The sequence below is a fragment of the Enterobacter sp. WPR_3_1 genome, from assembly GCF_003635055.1.
In the GTDB taxonomy this organism is placed as follows: Bacteria; Pseudomonadota; Gammaproteobacteria; order Enterobacterales; family Enterobacteriaceae; genus Enterobacter; species Enterobacter ludwigii.
Genome location: NZ_RBXU01000010.1, coordinates 194,444 through 209,171, shown reverse-complemented (window position 1 = coordinate 209,171; position 14,728 = coordinate 194,444). Strand labels below are relative to the sequence as shown.

The 14,728-nt window shown below is 54.9% G+C and carries 14 protein-coding genes and 1 other annotated feature; of the genes, 11 read left to right on the top strand and 3 right to left on the bottom strand.

The window, feature by feature from the left end:
- Nucleotides 1-12 precede the first annotated feature (12 nt).
- Genes creB through creD form a run of 3 tightly spaced genes read left to right on the top strand, consistent with a single transcriptional unit; the run spans nucleotide 13 to nucleotide 3,535 of the window.
- On the top strand, nucleotides 13-702 hold the full coding sequence (creB, locus tag BJ887_RS12575; protein WP_044857571.1) for a two-component system response regulator CreB: 690 nt from the start codon (nucleotides 13-15) through the stop codon (nucleotides 700-702).
- A complete protein-coding gene (creC, locus tag BJ887_RS12570) occupies nucleotides 702-2,126 on the top strand; it encodes a two-component system sensor histidine kinase CreC (protein ID WP_049023052.1) in 1,425 nt (474 codons plus the stop codon). Before creB ends, creC begins: the two co-directional genes overlap by 1 nt.
- Nucleotides 2,127-2,182: 56 nt before the next feature.
- Nucleotides 2,183-3,535 (top strand): cell envelope integrity protein CreD, encoded by a 1,353-nt coding sequence (gene creD, locus BJ887_RS12565; RefSeq protein WP_050737516.1) that lies wholly within the window; start codon nucleotides 2,183-2,185, stop codon nucleotides 3,533-3,535.
- 43 nt (nucleotides 3,536-3,578) lie between these two features.
- Here creD and arcA read toward each other — a convergent pair whose 3' ends face one another.
- Nucleotides 3,579-4,295 carry a two-component system response regulator ArcA gene (arcA, locus tag BJ887_RS12560; protein WP_003856501.1) on the bottom strand — a complete coding sequence of 239 codons (717 nt, stop codon included), beginning with the start codon at nucleotides 4,293-4,295 and terminating at the stop codon, nucleotides 3,579-3,581.
- A gap of 95 nt (nucleotides 4,296-4,390) precedes the next feature.
- On the opposite strand from arcA, the gene yjjY reads away from it, so the two are divergent.
- The 7 genes from yjjY (at nucleotide 4,391) to BJ887_RS12525 (ending at nucleotide 11,175) form a co-directional block, all read left to right on the top strand.
- Entirely contained in the window at nucleotides 4,391-4,531 is a 141-nt protein-coding gene (yjjY, locus tag BJ887_RS12555; protein WP_001541509.1) for a protein YjjY, read from the top strand.
- A gap of 399 nt (nucleotides 4,532-4,930) precedes the next feature.
- The gene (locus BJ887_RS12550) at nucleotides 4,931-5,617 is read left to right on the top strand and encodes a tRNA/rRNA methyltransferase (RefSeq protein WP_032679596.1); all 687 of its coding nucleotides are present in this window, start codon (nucleotides 4,931-4,933) and stop codon (nucleotides 5,615-5,617) included.
- A gap of 211 nt (nucleotides 5,618-5,828) precedes the next feature.
- Entirely contained in the window at nucleotides 5,829-5,900 is a 72-nt protein-coding gene (gene thrL / locus BJ887_RS12545) for a thr operon leader peptide (RefSeq protein ID WP_229216845.1), read from the top strand.
- Nucleotides 5,836-5,956: a sequence feature (Thr leader region), on the top strand. (Overlaps the previous gene by 65 nt.)
- A gap of 24 nt (nucleotides 5,957-5,980) precedes the next feature.
- Entirely contained in the window at nucleotides 5,981-8,443 is a 2,463-nt protein-coding gene (gene thrA, locus BJ887_RS12540; RefSeq protein ID WP_121339931.1) for a bifunctional aspartate kinase/homoserine dehydrogenase I, read from the top strand.
- Between the two features lies 1 nt (nucleotide 8,444).
- On the top strand, nucleotides 8,445-9,374 hold the full coding sequence (gene thrB, locus BJ887_RS12535) for a homoserine kinase (RefSeq protein WP_014168558.1): 930 nt from the start codon (nucleotides 8,445-8,447) through the stop codon (nucleotides 9,372-9,374).
- A 3-nt stretch (nucleotides 9,375-9,377) separates the two neighbouring features.
- Nucleotides 9,378-10,664, top strand: coding sequence for a threonine synthase (thrC, locus tag BJ887_RS12530; RefSeq protein WP_050737513.1), 1,287 nt, complete (start codon nucleotides 9,378-9,380; stop codon nucleotides 10,662-10,664).
- 211 nt (nucleotides 10,665-10,875) lie between these two features.
- A complete protein-coding gene (locus BJ887_RS12525; protein ID WP_020882537.1) occupies nucleotides 10,876-11,175 on the top strand; it encodes a DUF2502 domain-containing protein in 300 nt (99 codons plus the stop codon).
- A 31-nt stretch (nucleotides 11,176-11,206) separates the two neighbouring features.
- On the opposite strand, the gene yaaA is transcribed toward BJ887_RS12525, so the two are convergent.
- Together yaaA and BJ887_RS12515 are read right to left on the bottom strand one after the other, a co-directional pair.
- Nucleotides 11,207-11,980 (bottom strand): peroxide stress protein YaaA, encoded by a 774-nt coding sequence (yaaA, locus tag BJ887_RS12520; protein ID WP_121339930.1) that lies wholly within the window; start codon nucleotides 11,978-11,980, stop codon nucleotides 11,207-11,209.
- Between the two features lie 66 nt (nucleotides 11,981-12,046).
- The gene (locus BJ887_RS12515; RefSeq protein ID WP_032681687.1) at nucleotides 12,047-13,477 is read right to left on the bottom strand and encodes a sodium:alanine symporter family protein; all 1,431 of its coding nucleotides are present in this window, start codon (nucleotides 13,475-13,477) and stop codon (nucleotides 12,047-12,049) included.
- A gap of 262 nt (nucleotides 13,478-13,739) precedes the next feature.
- Here BJ887_RS12515 and tal point away from each other — a divergent pair, with 262 nt between their 5' ends.
- Complete coding sequence (gene tal, locus BJ887_RS12510) at nucleotides 13,740-14,693, top strand: transaldolase (RefSeq protein ID WP_014168563.1); 954 nt, start codon at nucleotides 13,740-13,742, stop codon at nucleotides 14,691-14,693.
- The last annotated feature ends 35 nt before the right edge of the window (nucleotides 14,694-14,728 follow it).

The window sequence follows — 14,728 nt, the reverse complement described above, 5'->3', positions numbered from 1 at the left end:
CAGGGATGAATCATGCAGCAACCTCTGGTCTGGCTGGTTGAGGACGAAATCAGTATCGCCGACACGCTACTCTACATGCTTCAGCAGGAGGGGTTTGCGGTGAAGGCTTTCGGGCGTGGGTTACCGGTACTGGAAGAGGCGCGGCGGCAGGTCCCCGCGCTGGCGATTCTGGATGTCGGGTTGCCTGACATCAGCGGCTTTGAACTCTGCCGTCAGCTTCTGGCGCAGCATCCGTCACTGCCGATCCTGTTTCTGACGGCGCGAAGTGACGAGGTGGATAAGCTGCTCGGACTGGAGATGGGCGCGGATGATTATGTCGCTAAACCCTTCTCCCCGCGTGAAGTCTGTGCCCGGGTGAGGACTATTCTACGGCGGTTACAAAAATCCACCGCCCCCACCGAGATCGTGCGTATCGGGCAGTTTGAACTGAATGAACCCGCCGCCAGAATCAGCTGGTATGGGGAGCCTTTACCGCTCACGCGCTATGAATTCCTGCTGCTCAAAACATTGTTGCAGGCGCCGGGCAGGGTCTTTTCTCGCCAGCAGCTTATGGACAAAGTGTGGGGTGAAGACGGCGATAGCTTCGATCGTACCGTGGATACGCATATCAAAACCTTGCGCGCCAAGCTGCGCGCGGTCAATGACGGGCTTTCGCCCATCAGTACCCATCGCGGGATGGGTTACAGTCTGGGGCTTTATTAATGCGTATTGGCATGCGTCTGCTGCTGGGCTATTTCCTGATTGTCGCTATCGCCGCGTGGTTTGTGCTGTCTATCTTCGTGCAGGAGGTCAAGCCCGGCGTGCGCAGAGCCACCGAAGGCACGCTGATTGACACCGCGACCCTGCTGGCGGAAGTGGGGCGAGACGACCTGCTCGCAGGCAATCCGCAGCAGGGCCAGCTGGCTCAGGCCTTTTCACGGCTCCATCAGCGGCCGTTTCGCGCCAACATTGGCGGCATTCATAAAGTCCGCAACGAGTACCACGTCTACATGACCGACGCCACGGGCAAGGTGGTGTTTGATTCGGCGGGCCTGGCGGTAGGAAAAGACTACTCCCGCTGGAATGACGTCTGGCTGACGCTTCGCGGGGAATATGGCGCGCGCAGCACCCAGAGCAACCCTGACGATCCGGAAAGTACGGTGATGTATGTTGCCGCACCGGTGATGGACAGGGGCAACATTATCGGCGTGCTGTCGGTCGGAAAACCTAACAGCGCCATGGCGCCGGTTATTCACCGTAGCGAGCGGCGGATCCTGTGGGCGGGTGGGGCACTGCTCGGCATTGCCCTGCTGATTGGTCTGCTGGTGGCGGGATGGATCAATCGTTCCATTGGCAGATTGTCGCGCTACGCCGATGCGGTGACCACGGACACGCCTCTCCCGCTGCCTAACCCCGGCAGCAGTGAGCTACGAAAGCTGGCGCAGGCGCTGGAAAATATGCGCATTCGCCTCGAGGGTAAGAATTACATCGAGCATTATGTGCATGCGCTTACTCACGAACTCAAAAGCCCGCTGGCGGCAATCCGCGGCGCGGCAGAGATCCTTAATGAGCAGCCGCCGCCGGCGGTGGCCGCGCGGTTTATCGATAATATTCTGGTGCAAAACGCGCGTATGCAGTCGCTGGTGGAAAAACTGCTCTCTCAGGCGCGTCTTGAAAACCGGGTAGAGATAGAGCCGGTGAGCGTGAGTGTCAGCACGCTGTTTTCACGGCTTGCGGATTCACGCTCCGCCGTTATCACGGCGAAAAATATCATCCTGACCTGCCAGCCCACTTCGCTGCAGGTGCAGGGCGACCCCGAGCTGCTTGAACAGGCGCTGGGTAATTTGCTGGATAATGCCATCGATTTTACCCCGCAGGGCGGGACGCTTCAGCTGGCTGCCGAGGAGACGCCAACCGAGATCCGGCTTACCGTAAGCGATAGCGGAAGCGGGATACCGGACTATGCCATGGCGCGTATTTTTGAACGTTTTTACTCGCTCCCCCGCGAGAACGGGTTGAAAAGCAGCGGGCTGGGTCTGGCATTCGTGCAGGAGGTGGCGCGTCTGCATCAGGGGGACATTGCTCTGCATAACCAGCCAGAAGGCGGCGTGAAAGCCACGCTGACACTTCACCGTCACTTCACATAACTTCAAACTGGCCCCACATAGCCCCGGTACGCTCTCCTCATCACAAAGGAGACGTAATGATGAAATCCCCCCTGTTCTGGAAAGTAAGCACCCTGCTGGGGTGCATTCTGCTGTTGTTAGTCCCGCTCTTTATGGTCAGTAACCTGATTTCGGAGCGTGAGAGCTACCGTAACGATGTTGAACACTCGCTTCGTCAAAGCACCAGCGGGCCGCAAAAGCTGGTAGGACCGCTGATTGCCATTCCTGTCACAGAGGTTTTTTACAAACTTGAGGATGAGAAAAAGGTCGAATACAAAAAAAGCTACCTGCACTTTATCCTGCCGGAATCTCTGCTCGTTGAGGGAAATCAGCACGTGGAGTCCAGAAGCATCGGTATTTATGACGGGCAAATCTGGAACACCGATCTCAAAATAAAAGCGCAGTTTTCGACGGAGAAAATGGCGCAGCTGAAGGGCGAAACCATGACGCTGGGGCAGCCATTCCTGGTGATTGGCGTGGGTGATGCCCGGGGCATTGGTACGGTGAAGGTCGCAAAAATCAACGGTGAGACGCTCAGCGTAGAACCGGGAACCGGCGTGTATGGCACACTTGCCGGTATTCATATTCCGCTGAGTGATAAAGCCCTTGAGCCGAAAACGCTCGCCCTTGATATGTCGTTTAACCTGGCGGGGACGGGCAGTTTTGCGGTGGTGCCTGTCGGGCGTAACAGCGAAATGACGCTGAGCAGTAACTGGCCGCACCCGGGATTTATGGGATACTACTTGCCTGTTAAACATCAGATTAGCGAGTCTGGTTTCCAGGCAAACTGGCAGAGCAGCTGGTTTGCTAACAACATGCAAAGCTGGTTCGCCGAGGGCGAGTCACCGGAGTGGAGTTCTATCCCGGCCTTTAGCGTGACGGTTGCCACGCCAGCGGATCAGTACCAGCTGACAGACCGCGCGATCAAGTACGCTATTTTACTGATTGCCCTGACGTTTATGGCCTTCTTCGTGTTCGAAACCCTCACCGGATTGCGTCTGCACCCAATGCAGTATCTGCTGGTAGGGTTGTCGCTGGTCCTCTTCTATCTCGTCTTACTTGCCCTGTCTGAGCATGTCGGGTTTACGCCGGCCTGGATTATTGCAAGCCTTGTCGGCGCGATGATGAATGGTGTGTACCTGCAGGCGGTACTGAAAAGCTGGAGGCGAAGCGGGGTGTTTATTCTGGCGCTGCTGGGGCTGGATGTCGTGATGTGGTTCCTGCTGCGTTCTGAGGACAGCGCGTTGCTGCTGGGAGCTGCCGTACTGGCGATGGCACTGTTTGCGGTCATGTACCTGACGCGTCACCTTGACTGGTATTCGCTCTCTCAGCCGAAGCGTCCCGTCCCCCCCGTTGAACCTGATGCGGATACGATGCGAGTCTGGAAATAAAAAACGGCGCGAAAGCGCCGTTTTTTTTACTTCAGTTGCCGGATTACTCCTGCAGGTCGCCGCAGAAACGATAACCTTCACCGTGAATAGTGGCGATAATTTCCGGCGTATCAGGCGTAGATTCGAAATGTTTACGGATACGACGGATGGTCACGTCTACGGTACGGTCGTGCGGCTTCAGCTCACGGCCGGTCATTTTCTTCAGCAGTTCTGCACGGGACTGAATTTTGCCCGGATTTTCACAGAAGTGCAGCATCGCGCGGAATTCACTGCGCGGCAGTTTATACTGCTCACCGTTCGGGCTAATCAGTGAACGGCTATTGATATCAAGTTCCCAGCCGTTGAACTTGTAGCTGTCTACGCTACGACGCTCTTCGCTGACCGTGCCCAGGTTCATGGTGCGCGACAGCAGGTTGCGTGCACGAATGGTTAACTCGCGTGGATTAAACGGTTTAGTGATGTAGTCATCCGCACCGATTTCCAGGCCAAGGATTTTATCAACTTCGTTATCACGGCCTGTCAGGAACATTAACGCGACGTTCGCCTGTTCACGCAGTTCGCGCGCCAGAAGAAGGCCGTTTTTGCCCGGCAGGTTGATATCCATGATCACCAGGTTGATATCATTTTCAGAAAGGATCTGATGCATCTCTGCGCCATCGGTCGCTTCAAAGACATCGTAGCCTTCTGCTTCGAAAATGCTCTTTAACGTGTTGCGTGTTACCAACTCGTCTTCAACGATAAGAATGTGCGGGGTCTGCATGTTTGCTACCTAAATTGCCAACTAAATCGAAACAGGAAGTACAAAAGTCCCTGACCTGCCTGATGCATGTCGCAAATTAACATGACCGGCCTAACGTGACTAAAGTACGTAATTGCGTTCTTGATGCACTTTCCATCAACGTCAACAACATCATTAGCTTGGTCGTGGGTACTTTCCCTTTGGACCCGACAGTGTCAAAAACGGCTGTCATCCTAACCATTTTAACAGCAACATAACAGGCTAAGTGACACCAGACACCCAATAAAACTACGCTTCGTTGACATATATCAAGTTCAATTGTAGCACGTTAACAGTTTGATGAAATCATCGTAGCCGAATGCTAGCCTTTGTCACAATTTTTCAATAAACCAACTAGTTGCGTACCTTGATTTATAAACGATACGAATCCAATCAGAAAAGAGTATTCATGAGGTCATTACCATTATAAAACATAAGGATAATAGCCTTCTGTTAACATTCTAACTGATTGTTCAGCCACAAAATAGTTTAGCGTTTTTAATTTGTTCTGAAACGCTATTTCGGTGATTTGTGTTGCATTTTTGTAAATTCGCGCCGCGTAATATGTTGAAGTGCATCACATTTTCACCCGCTAACTGATTAAAAAGAGAGCATAAATGCATCTGTCGATTGTACTGGTCGCCCCAGCCAGAGCCGAAAATATAGGCGCTGCGGCGCGTGCTATGAAGACCATGGGGTTTACCGATCTTCGCATCGTGGACAGCCAGGCGCACCTAGAGCCCGCGGCCCGTTGGGTGGCGCACGGTTCAGGGGATATTCTCGATAATATAACCACTTACGACACGCTCGCCGCTGCGCTGCACGACATTTCCTTTACCGTGGCGACCACGGCACGCAGCCGGGCAAAGTTCCACTATTACGCCACGCCGGCGGAACTGGTGCCGATGTTAACGGAGAAAAGCCAGTGGCTGACGAAGGCCGCGCTGGTCTTTGGGCGGGAAGATTCCGGTCTGACGAACGAGGAGCTGGCGTTGGCGGACGTCCTGACCGGTGCGCCGATGGTGGCGGATTATCCGTCGCTGAATTTAGGCCAGGCGGTAATGGTGTATTGCTATCAATTAGCCTCCCTAATACAAATTCCTCAACCCCAGGCTGAAGGGGCAGATGAAAACCAGCTGGCCGCGCTGCGCGCTCGCGTTGACCATCTGTTATTACAACTCGGTGTCGCGGAAGATCAAAAAATGGCGGACTGGCTGCATCAGCGACTTGGGCGCCTTGAGCAGCGAGACACGGCAATGTTGCACCGTTTGCTGCATGATATTGAAAAAAAATTGGCCGAGTAAAATGCTGTCATAAGTTTTTACTATGGCGTATCCGTCTGTCTGGGTGGGGTGCGTCTGGGGGAATCGGATGAAAATAAATCTGCAAGCAGCGGGACGTGAGAGCGTCCCGAATTGTGATCAAATTAAAAATTCATTGACTTAAGGTGCCCAATCCTTTAACCCTAAAAGAATACAGCACAGACAGATAATAATGACAGAGTACACAACATCCATGAAACGCATCAGCATCACCACCATTACAACAACAACCATCATCATTACCACAGGAAATGATGCGGGCTGACGCGTACAGGAAAAACAGAAAAAAGCCCGCACCCAAACAGTGCGGGCTTTTTTTTCGGCTAAAGGAAACGAGGTAGAACCATGCGAGTGTTGAAGTTCGGCGGTACATCAGTGGCAAATGCAGAACGTTTTCTGCGTGTTGCCGATATCCTGGAGAGCAACGCCAGGCAGGGGCAGGTCGCGACCGTGCTCTCTGCCCCGGCAAAAATCACCAACCACCTGGTGGCGATGATTGAAAAGACCATCGGTGGCCAGGATGCACTCCCGAACTTGAGCGACGCCGAGCGTATCTTCGCTGAGCTGCTGCAGGGACTGGCGGAGGCGCAGCCGGGTTTCCCGCTCGCCCAGCTGAAATCGTTTGTTGAGCAAGAGTTCGCCCAAATCAAACACGTGCTGCACGGTATCAGCCTTTTAAGTCAGTGCCCGGATAGCATCAACGCGGCGTTAATCTGCCGTGGTGAAAAATTGTCGATTGCAATCATGGCGGGCCTGCTGGAAGCGCGTGGCCACAATGTGTCGGTTATCGATCCCGTTGAAAAACTGCTGGCAGTGGGTCACTACCTCGAGTCTACCGTTGATATAGCCGAATCAACCCGTCGCATTGCCGCGAGCAAAATTCCGTCTGACCATATGATCCTGATGGCGGGCTTCACCGCCGGAAACGAGAAGGGTGAACTTGTCGTACTGGGCCGTAACGGCTCCGACTACTCTGCTGCCGTGCTGGCAGCCTGTTTGCGCGCCGACTGTTGTGAGATCTGGACTGACGTCGACGGTGTATACACCTGCGATCCGCGCCAGGTGCCGGACGCCAGGCTGCTGAAGTCGATGTCATACCAGGAAGCGATGGAGCTTTCCTACTTCGGCGCTAAAGTTCTCCACCCTCGCACCATCTCTCCCATTGCCCAGTTCCAGATCCCTTGCCTGATTAAAAACACCGGTAACCCGCAAGCGCCAGGCACGCTGATTGGTGCCAGTACCGATGAAGACGGCCTGCCGGTGAAAGGCATTTCTAACCTGAACAATATGGCCATGTTCAGCGTTTCCGGCCCGGGAATGAAAGGCATGGTCGGTATGGCGGCCCGCGTTTTCGCGGCCATGTCCCGCAACGGTATCTCGGTTGTACTGATCACTCAGTCCTCTTCTGAATACAGCATCAGCTTCTGCGTACCGCAGGGGGATTGTCTGCGCGCCCGTCGTGCGCTGGAAGAAGAGTTTTACCTTGAGCTGAAAGAAGAGCTGCTGGAGCCGCTTTCTATCCAGGAACGCCTGGCGGTTATCTCGGTGGTGGGCGACGGTATGCGTACGCTGCGCGGTATCTCGGCCAAATTCTTTGCCGCGCTGGCCAGGGCCAACATCAACATTGTGGCCATTGCCCAGGGATCATCTGAGCGTTCAATCTCGGTGGTTGTTGATAACGACGATGCAACAACCGGCGTTCGCGTGGTTCATCAGATGCTGTTCAACACCGATCAGGTGATTGAGCTGTTCCTGATTGGCGTGGGCGGTGTGGGTGGCGCGCTGCTGGAGCAGGTGAAGCGTCAGCAGGAGTGGTTGAAGAAAAAGCACATTGATCTGCGCGTGTGCGGTATCGCGAACTCAAAAGCGCTGCTGACCAACGTTCATGGTCTGAACCTGGAAAACTGGCAGACTGAGCTGAATGATGCCAAAGAGCCCTTTAATCTGGGCCGGTTAATCCGTCTGGTGAAAGAGTATCACCTGCTTAACCCGGTCATTGTCGACTGTACCTCGAACCAGGCGGTGGCCGATCAGTACGCCGATTTCCTGCGCGAAGGTTTCCACGTGGTGACGCCGAACAAAAAGGCCAACACCTCGTCGATGGATTACTATCACCAGCTGCGTCTGGCGGCGAGCAAGTCACGGCGTAAGTTCCTCTACGACACCAACGTGGGCGCGGGCCTGCCGGTGATCGAGAACCTGCAAAACCTGCTGAACGCGGGGGATGAACTGCAGCGTTTCTCCGGCATTCTTTCCGGCTCGCTGTCGTTTATCTTCGGCAAGCTGGATGAGGGCATGAGCCTGTCGGAAGCGACCCGTGCCGCGCGTGAACTGGGGTACACCGAGCCGGATCCGCGAGACGATCTCTCCGGTATGGATGTGGCGCGTAAGTTGCTCATACTGGTGCGTGAAACGGGCCGTGAGCTGGAGCTTTCCGATATCGTGATTGAGCCTGTTCTGCCTGCCGGGTTTGACGACAGCGGTGACGTGAACACCTTTATGGCCAATTTAGCGCAGCTAGACGACGCCTTTGCCGCACGCGTTGCGAAAGCCCGTGATGAAGGTAAGGTATTGCGCTATGTTGGCAATATTGAAGACGATGGTATGTGCCGCGTGAAGATTGCTGAAGTGGATGGCAACGACCCGCTGTTCAAAGTAAAAAACGGCGAAAACGCCCTCGCGTTTTACAGCCACTATTATCAGCCACTGCCGCTGGTGCTTCGCGGCTATGGCGCAGGGAATGATGTTACCGCGGCGGGTGTATTTGCCGATTTGCTGCGTACCCTGTCATGGAAGTTAGGAGTTTAACATGGTGAAAGTTTATGCCCCGGCTTCCAGCGCCAATATGAGCGTCGGATTTGATGTGCTGGGTGCGGCGGTGACGCCGGTGGATGGTTCGCTGCTGGGCGATACGGTAACGGTTGAAGCGGCAGAGAGCTTTAGCCTGAATAACGTGGGCCGCTTCGCCAGCAAACTGCCGACAGACCCGCGCGAGAATATCGTTTATCAGTGCTGGGAGCGGTTCTGTCAGGAGATCGGCAAAAATGTGCCGGTCGCCATGACGCTGGAAAAAAGTATGCCGATTGGCTCTGGCCTGGGTTCCAGCGCTTGCTCCGTGGTCGCCGGACTGGTGGCCATGAATGAGCACTGCGGCAAGCCGCTGAATAATAACCGTCTGCTCGGGTTAATGGGCGAGCTGGAAGGGCGCATCTCCGGCAGCATTCATTATGACAACGTCGCCCCCTGCTTCCTCGGTGGTATGCAACTGATGATTGAAGAAAATGGCATCATCAGCCAGCAGGTGCCAGGGTTTGATGAGTGGCTGTGGGTGCTGGCCTATCCCGGCATTAAGGTATCCACCGCTGAAGCGCGTGCGATCCTGCCTGCGCAGTATCGTCGTCAGGACTGTATCGCTCACGGACGTCATCTGGCCGGCTTTATTCACGCCTGCTACACCCGTCAGCCGCAGCTGGCAGCAAAATTAATGAAAGACGTTATCGCCGAGCCGTACCGCACTAAGCTGCTGCCTGGCTTTAACGAGGCGCGACAGGCGTCAATGGATACCGGCGCACTGGCGTGCGGTATCTCCGGCTCCGGCCCGACGCTGTTCGCCCTGTGCGATAAGCCAGACACGGCGCAGCGCGTGGCGGACTGGCTCTCTAAACACTACCTGCAAAATCAGGAAGGCTTTGTTCATATTTGCCGTCTGGACACGGCTGGCGCACGAGTACTGGGATAACGAATGAAACTCTACAACCTTAAAGATCATAACGAGCAGGTCAGCTTCGCGCAGGCGGTGACTCAGGGACTGGGCAAAAATCAGGGGCTGTTCTTCCCCCATGACCTGCCGGAATTTCAGCTGACCGACATTGATGAACTGCTGAAGCAGGACTTTGTCACCCGCAGCACTAAAATTCTCTCTGCCTTTATCGGCGATGAAATCCCGCAGGAGCTGCTGGAAGAGCGCGTGCGTGCAGCGTTCGCTTTCCCGGCACCGGTTAAGCAGGTTGAGCCGGATGTCGGCTGCCTTGAGCTGTTCCACGGTCCAACCCTGGCGTTTAAAGACTTCGGTGGCCGCTTTATGGCGCAGATGCTGACCCACATCAGCGGCGACAAACCGGTAACGATTCTGACGGCGACCTCCGGCGATACCGGTGCGGCCGTTGCCCATGCGTTCTATGGTCTGAAGAACGTTCGCGTGGTGATCCTCTACCCGAAAGGCAAAATCAGTCCGCTGCAGGAAAAACTGTTCTGTACGCTCGGGGGCAACATTGAAACCGTGGCGATTGACGGCGATTTCGATGCCTGTCAGGCGCTGGTCAAGCAGGCCTTCGATGATGAAGAGCTGAAAGTGGCGCTGGGTCTGAACTCGGCGAACTCCATTAACATCAGCCGTCTGCTGGCGCAGATCTGCTACTACTTCGAAGCGGTTGCACAGCTGCCACAGGAGGCGCGCAATCAGCTGGTCGTCTCCGTACCAAGCGGCAACTTTGGTGACCTGACGGCGGGCCTGCTGGCGAAATCGCTCGGCCTGCCGGTAAAACGCTTTATCGCCGCCACCAACGCCAACGACACCGTGCCGCGCTTCCTGAAAGACGGTAAATGGGCGCCGAACGTCACGCAGGCGACGCTTTCGAATGCGATGGACGTAAGCCAGCCAAACAACTGGCCGCGTGTGGAAGAGCTTTTCCGCCGTAAGGTCTGGCGTCTGGGCGATCTGGGTTACGCCGCGGTGACGGATGAGACCACCAAAGCCACCCTGCGTGAGCTGAAAGCGGCGGGGTACACCTCTGAACCGCATGCGGCGATCGCTTACCGTGCGCTGCGCGATCAGCTGAATCCGGGGGAGTATGGCCTGTTCCTGGGAACGGCTCATCCGGCGAAGTTCAAAGAGAGCGTGGAAGTGATTCTGGGTGAAACGCTGCCGCTGCCAAAAGAGCTGGCCGAGCGTGCGGACCTGCCGCTGCTTTCGCATGAATTGCCCGCGGATTTCGCCGCGCTGCGTAAGTTGATGATGACGCGCGGATAACGATTCTGTCACCCTATGCAGGCCGGGTAAGGTGAAACTTACCCGGCTTTTTTTATGGAGAAATTAAGGAGAAAAATAGCAGTAAAAAAGCAGAAATTCCCAATAAATGCGGTCACTTAGCGATTAGGATTGCAGAGAATAACATCCCCCGTCCTCCTCACGTATTCTCCTTACATCGGCCCACATCGGGTAAATGAATAAGGAGTCACCTATGTCTAAACTGAAACCTGCTCTGCTGGTGCTTTCAATGATGCTGGTCGCTCCGATGGCGGTTCAGGCCTCTGAAATCACCCTCGTCCCTGCGGTAAAACTGCAGATTGGCGATCAGGATAATCGTGGTCACTACTGGGATGGTGGCCGCTGGCGCGACCATGACTGGTGGAAGGCTCACTATGACTGGCGCGATAATCACTGGCGCCCACATGACGAGCATCACGATCGTCATCATGATGACCACCATCACGATCGTCACGACGACCCGCGTCCTGGCCCGGACTGGAAACACCATTAATGCAAAACCCCGCCATCTGGCGGGGTTTGTTTTACTGCTCGTGGCGCTTAAACACCAGTTCGCCTTTCCCTGACGCTTCTTCATCGAAGAAGTAGCCTTCGCTGTTGAAGGCGGTCAGTTGCTCCGGCTTCGTCAGGCGGTTCTGAATGATGTAGCGGCTCATCAACCCACGCGCTTTTTTGGCGTAGAAGCTGATGACCTTGAACTTGCCGTTTTTCTCATCGAGGAAAACGGGCTTAATAATTTCCGCATCCAGCTTTTTCGGCTTCACCGATTTGTAGTATTCATCGGAGGCCAGATTGATCACCACATTATCGCCCTGAGCACGCAGCGCAGCGTTCAGTTTGTCGGTGATGATATCGCCCCAGAAATGGTACAGATCTTTGCCTTTAGGGTTTTCCAGGCGGATACCCATCTCCAGACGATACGGCTGCATCAGGTCCAACGGGCGCAGCACGCCGTACAGACCTGACAACATGCGCAGATGCTGCTGGGCGAAGTCGAAATCGGCTTCGCTAAAATCTTCCGCCTGCAGGCCGGTATACACATCACCTTTAAACGCCAGAAGCGCCTGGCGGGCGTTGTTCGGCGTGAAGTCCGGGTGCCACTCGTGGAAACGGGTCGCGTTAAGATCCGCCAGTTTGTCGCTGATGCTCATCAGCGAGGCAATTTGTGGCGCAGAGAGCTTACGCGCGATGTGAATCAGCTGTTGCGAATAGTCCAGCAGTTCAGGCTGGGTATAGCGCTCGGTGGCGAGCGGGCTCTGGTAATCGAGCGTTTTAGCAGGTGAAATCAGAATCAGCATATCCAGTCCTTGCAGGAAATTTAGAGCGACTTTAGCAAAAAATCGCCCTCAATTGATCGATAGCTGTTATTGCCGTGGCAAATCATCCCAGGTGCCGGGCGCAATTTGCGCCTGGATGTCGGGATAGCGCGAGGCATCAAAGACCGGCGGTACGCCCAGTTTGCGCTGACGAAGATAGTCCCGTGCGATAAGCGTAACCACGGGTGAGAGCAGCAGAATCGCCGTCAGGTTAGTGATGGCCATGAGCGCCATAAAGACATCCGCCAGTTGCCAGACCAGCGGCATGCTGAGCAGCGAACCTGCTAACACCATCAGTATCACCCCGAGGCGCAGCAGCGTGATCATACGGCGGGAGTCCACTTTCAGGAAAATAAGATTATTTTCGGCGTAGAGGTAATTCACAACAATCGAGCTGAAGGCGAATAACAGCAGGATGAGCGAGACAAACCCGGCTCCCCAGCCGCCCGTCAGATTCACCAGTGCCTGCTGAAGCAGTTGTATGCCGGCTGTTTCCGATGAGTGAGGTACCGGGCCGGCCAGCAGCAGGATCATGGCGCTGGCGGAACAGATAATAATGGTGTCCGTAAAAACGCCAATCATCTGAACAATGCCTTGTGCCGCCGGGTGGGGCGGCCAGGACGCGGCGGCGGCGGCGGCATTGGGGGTTGACCCCATACCGGCTTCATTGGAGAACATTCCGCGCTGAAAGCCCGACATCAGCGCCTGGCTGAAGGTATAGCCCAGTGCGCCCGATGCCGCCTCGCGCCAGCCAAATGCGCTTTTGAAGATGGTTGCAATCACTTCCGGCACCTGCTCGATATGCCGTGCGGCGACGAACAGGCTGGCGGCAACCCACAGCAGCGCCATGACAGGCACCAGCCACTGCATCAGGCGGGCGACACCTTTTAGGCCGGTCGAAATCGTCAGCAGGATACAGAGGGCTAAAACAAGCCCGGTGATCCACTCCGGACACGCAAAGGCATAGCGCAAGGCATGGGCGACAGAATTCGCCTGAACGGTATTGAAAATCAGACCGTACGCGAGCAGTAAAAACAGCGAAAACAGCACGCCCATCCAGCGCATTCCTAAGCCACGTGCCATGTACCAGGCCGGGCCGCCGCGAAACTGTCCGTTTTTATCTTTTTCTTTGTAGAGTTGGGCGAGGGCGCTCTCGGCAAAGGAGGTGGCCATCCCGATAAGCGCCGTGACCCACATCCAGAAAACGGCGCCCGGGCCACCGGCGCTGATGGCCAGTGCCACCCCCGCCATATTACCGCTGCCGAGGCGTGCGGCAATGCTGGTGCAGAGGGCCTGGAAAGAGGTTAATCCGCCCGGCTGGGGCGTGACGCTGTTTTTCAGACTTCTGCCAAATTTGCGAATATAACGAAACTGGATAAACCCGCTGCGTAGCGTAAACCAAATACCTGCACCCAGCAGCAGGTATATCATTATCGAACCCCAAAGGACTTCATTAATAAAGAAAAGGAAATCAGGCATTAACGTCCCTCTTGTTGATGCCAAAATGAATATGTAAGCGCTACCACTGATTGGACATGCTGTTACTTAGCAGCCTGTTAATATTCTGAGTTTATCATACTCTGTCTAAGCGCACTGTCTGCGGTTGCGCTACCCCTCCGTCGTGTTATCATCAGGGCAGACCGGTTACATCCCCCTAACAAGTAAACCTGTCATTTTTCCGCTGCAGGCATGCTGTCGGTAGCGTGAATTATCCAGGGCACGTTAAAAGAGAAACACTATCATGACGGATAAATTGACCTCCCTTCGTCAGTTCACCACTGTCGTAGCTGACACCGGAGATATCGCGGCAATGAAGCTGTACCAGCCGCAGGATGCCACCACCAACCCTTCTCTGATCCTTAACGCCGCACAGATCCCTGAGTATCGCAAACTGATTGACGACGCAGTGACCTGGGCGAAAGCACAGAGCAACGACCGCGCGCAGCAGGTTGTTGATGCCACTGATAAACTGGCCGTGAACATTGGTCTGGAAATTCTGAAACTGGTTCCTGGCCGCATCTCTACCGAAGTTGACGCACGTCTCTCCTACGACACCGAAGCGTCTATCGCCAAAGCAAAACGTCTGATCAAAATGTACAACGATGCCGGCATCAGCAATGACCGCATCCTGATCAAACTGGCGTCAACCTGGCAGGGTATTCGTGCAGCTGAACAGCTGGAAAAAGACGGTATCAACTGTAACCTGACGCTGCTGTTCTCCTTCGCACAGGCGCGTGCATGTGCGGAAGCCGGCGTATACCTGATTTCTCCATTCGTTGGCCGTATTCTGGACTGGTACAAAGCCAACACGGATAAGAAAGAGTACGCGGCATCTGAAGATCCAGGCGTCGTTTCCGTGACCGAAATCTACGAATACTACAAACAGCACGGTTATGAGACTGTGGTGATGGGCGCAAGCTTCCGTAACGTAGGTGAAATCATCGAACTGGCTGGCTGTGACCGCCTGACCATCGCCCCGGCACTGCTGAAAGAGCTGGCTGAAAGCGAAGGTGCTATCGAGCGTAAACTGTCCTACACCGGTGAAGTGAAAGCGCGTCCGGAGCGCATCACTGAATCTGAGTTCCTGTGGCAGCATAACCAGGATCCAATGGCTGTAGATAAACTGGCGGACGGTATCCGTAAGTTTGCTATCGACCAGGAAAAACTGGAAAAAATGATCGGCGACCTGCTGTAATCATTCTGCGTGACCGGGTTCCCGGTCACGCTACT

Excerpts from the sequence above, each read along its gene's own strand:
- creB (WP_044857571.1), top strand. The coding sequence starts at position 13 with ATGCAGCAACCTCTGGTCTGGCTGGTTGAGGACGAAATCAGTATCGCC.
- creC (WP_049023052.1), top strand. The coding sequence starts at position 702 with ATGCGTATTGGCATGCGTCTGCTGCTGGGCTATTTCCTGATTGTCGCT.
- creD (WP_050737516.1), top strand. The coding sequence starts at position 2,183 with ATGATGAAATCCCCCCTGTTCTGGAAAGTAAGCACCCTGCTGGGGTGC.
- arcA (WP_003856501.1), bottom strand. The coding sequence starts at position 4,295 with ATGCAGACCCCGCACATTCTTATCGTTGAAGACGAGTTGGTAACACGC.
- BJ887_RS12550 (WP_032679596.1), top strand. The coding sequence starts at position 4,931 with ATGCATCTGTCGATTGTACTGGTCGCCCCAGCCAGAGCCGAAAATATA.
- thrA (WP_121339931.1), top strand. The coding sequence starts at position 5,981 with ATGCGAGTGTTGAAGTTCGGCGGTACATCAGTGGCAAATGCAGAACGT.
- thrB (WP_014168558.1), top strand. The coding sequence starts at position 8,445 with ATGGTGAAAGTTTATGCCCCGGCTTCCAGCGCCAATATGAGCGTCGGA.
- thrC (WP_050737513.1), top strand. The coding sequence starts at position 9,378 with ATGAAACTCTACAACCTTAAAGATCATAACGAGCAGGTCAGCTTCGCG.
- BJ887_RS12525 (WP_020882537.1), top strand. The coding sequence starts at position 10,876 with ATGTCTAAACTGAAACCTGCTCTGCTGGTGCTTTCAATGATGCTGGTC.
- yaaA (WP_121339930.1), bottom strand. The coding sequence starts at position 11,980 with ATGCTGATTCTGATTTCACCTGCTAAAACGCTCGATTACCAGAGCCCG.
- BJ887_RS12515 (WP_032681687.1), bottom strand. The coding sequence starts at position 13,477 with ATGCCTGATTTCCTTTTCTTTATTAATGAAGTCCTTTGGGGTTCGATA.
- tal (WP_014168563.1), top strand. The coding sequence starts at position 13,740 with ATGACGGATAAATTGACCTCCCTTCGTCAGTTCACCACTGTCGTAGCT.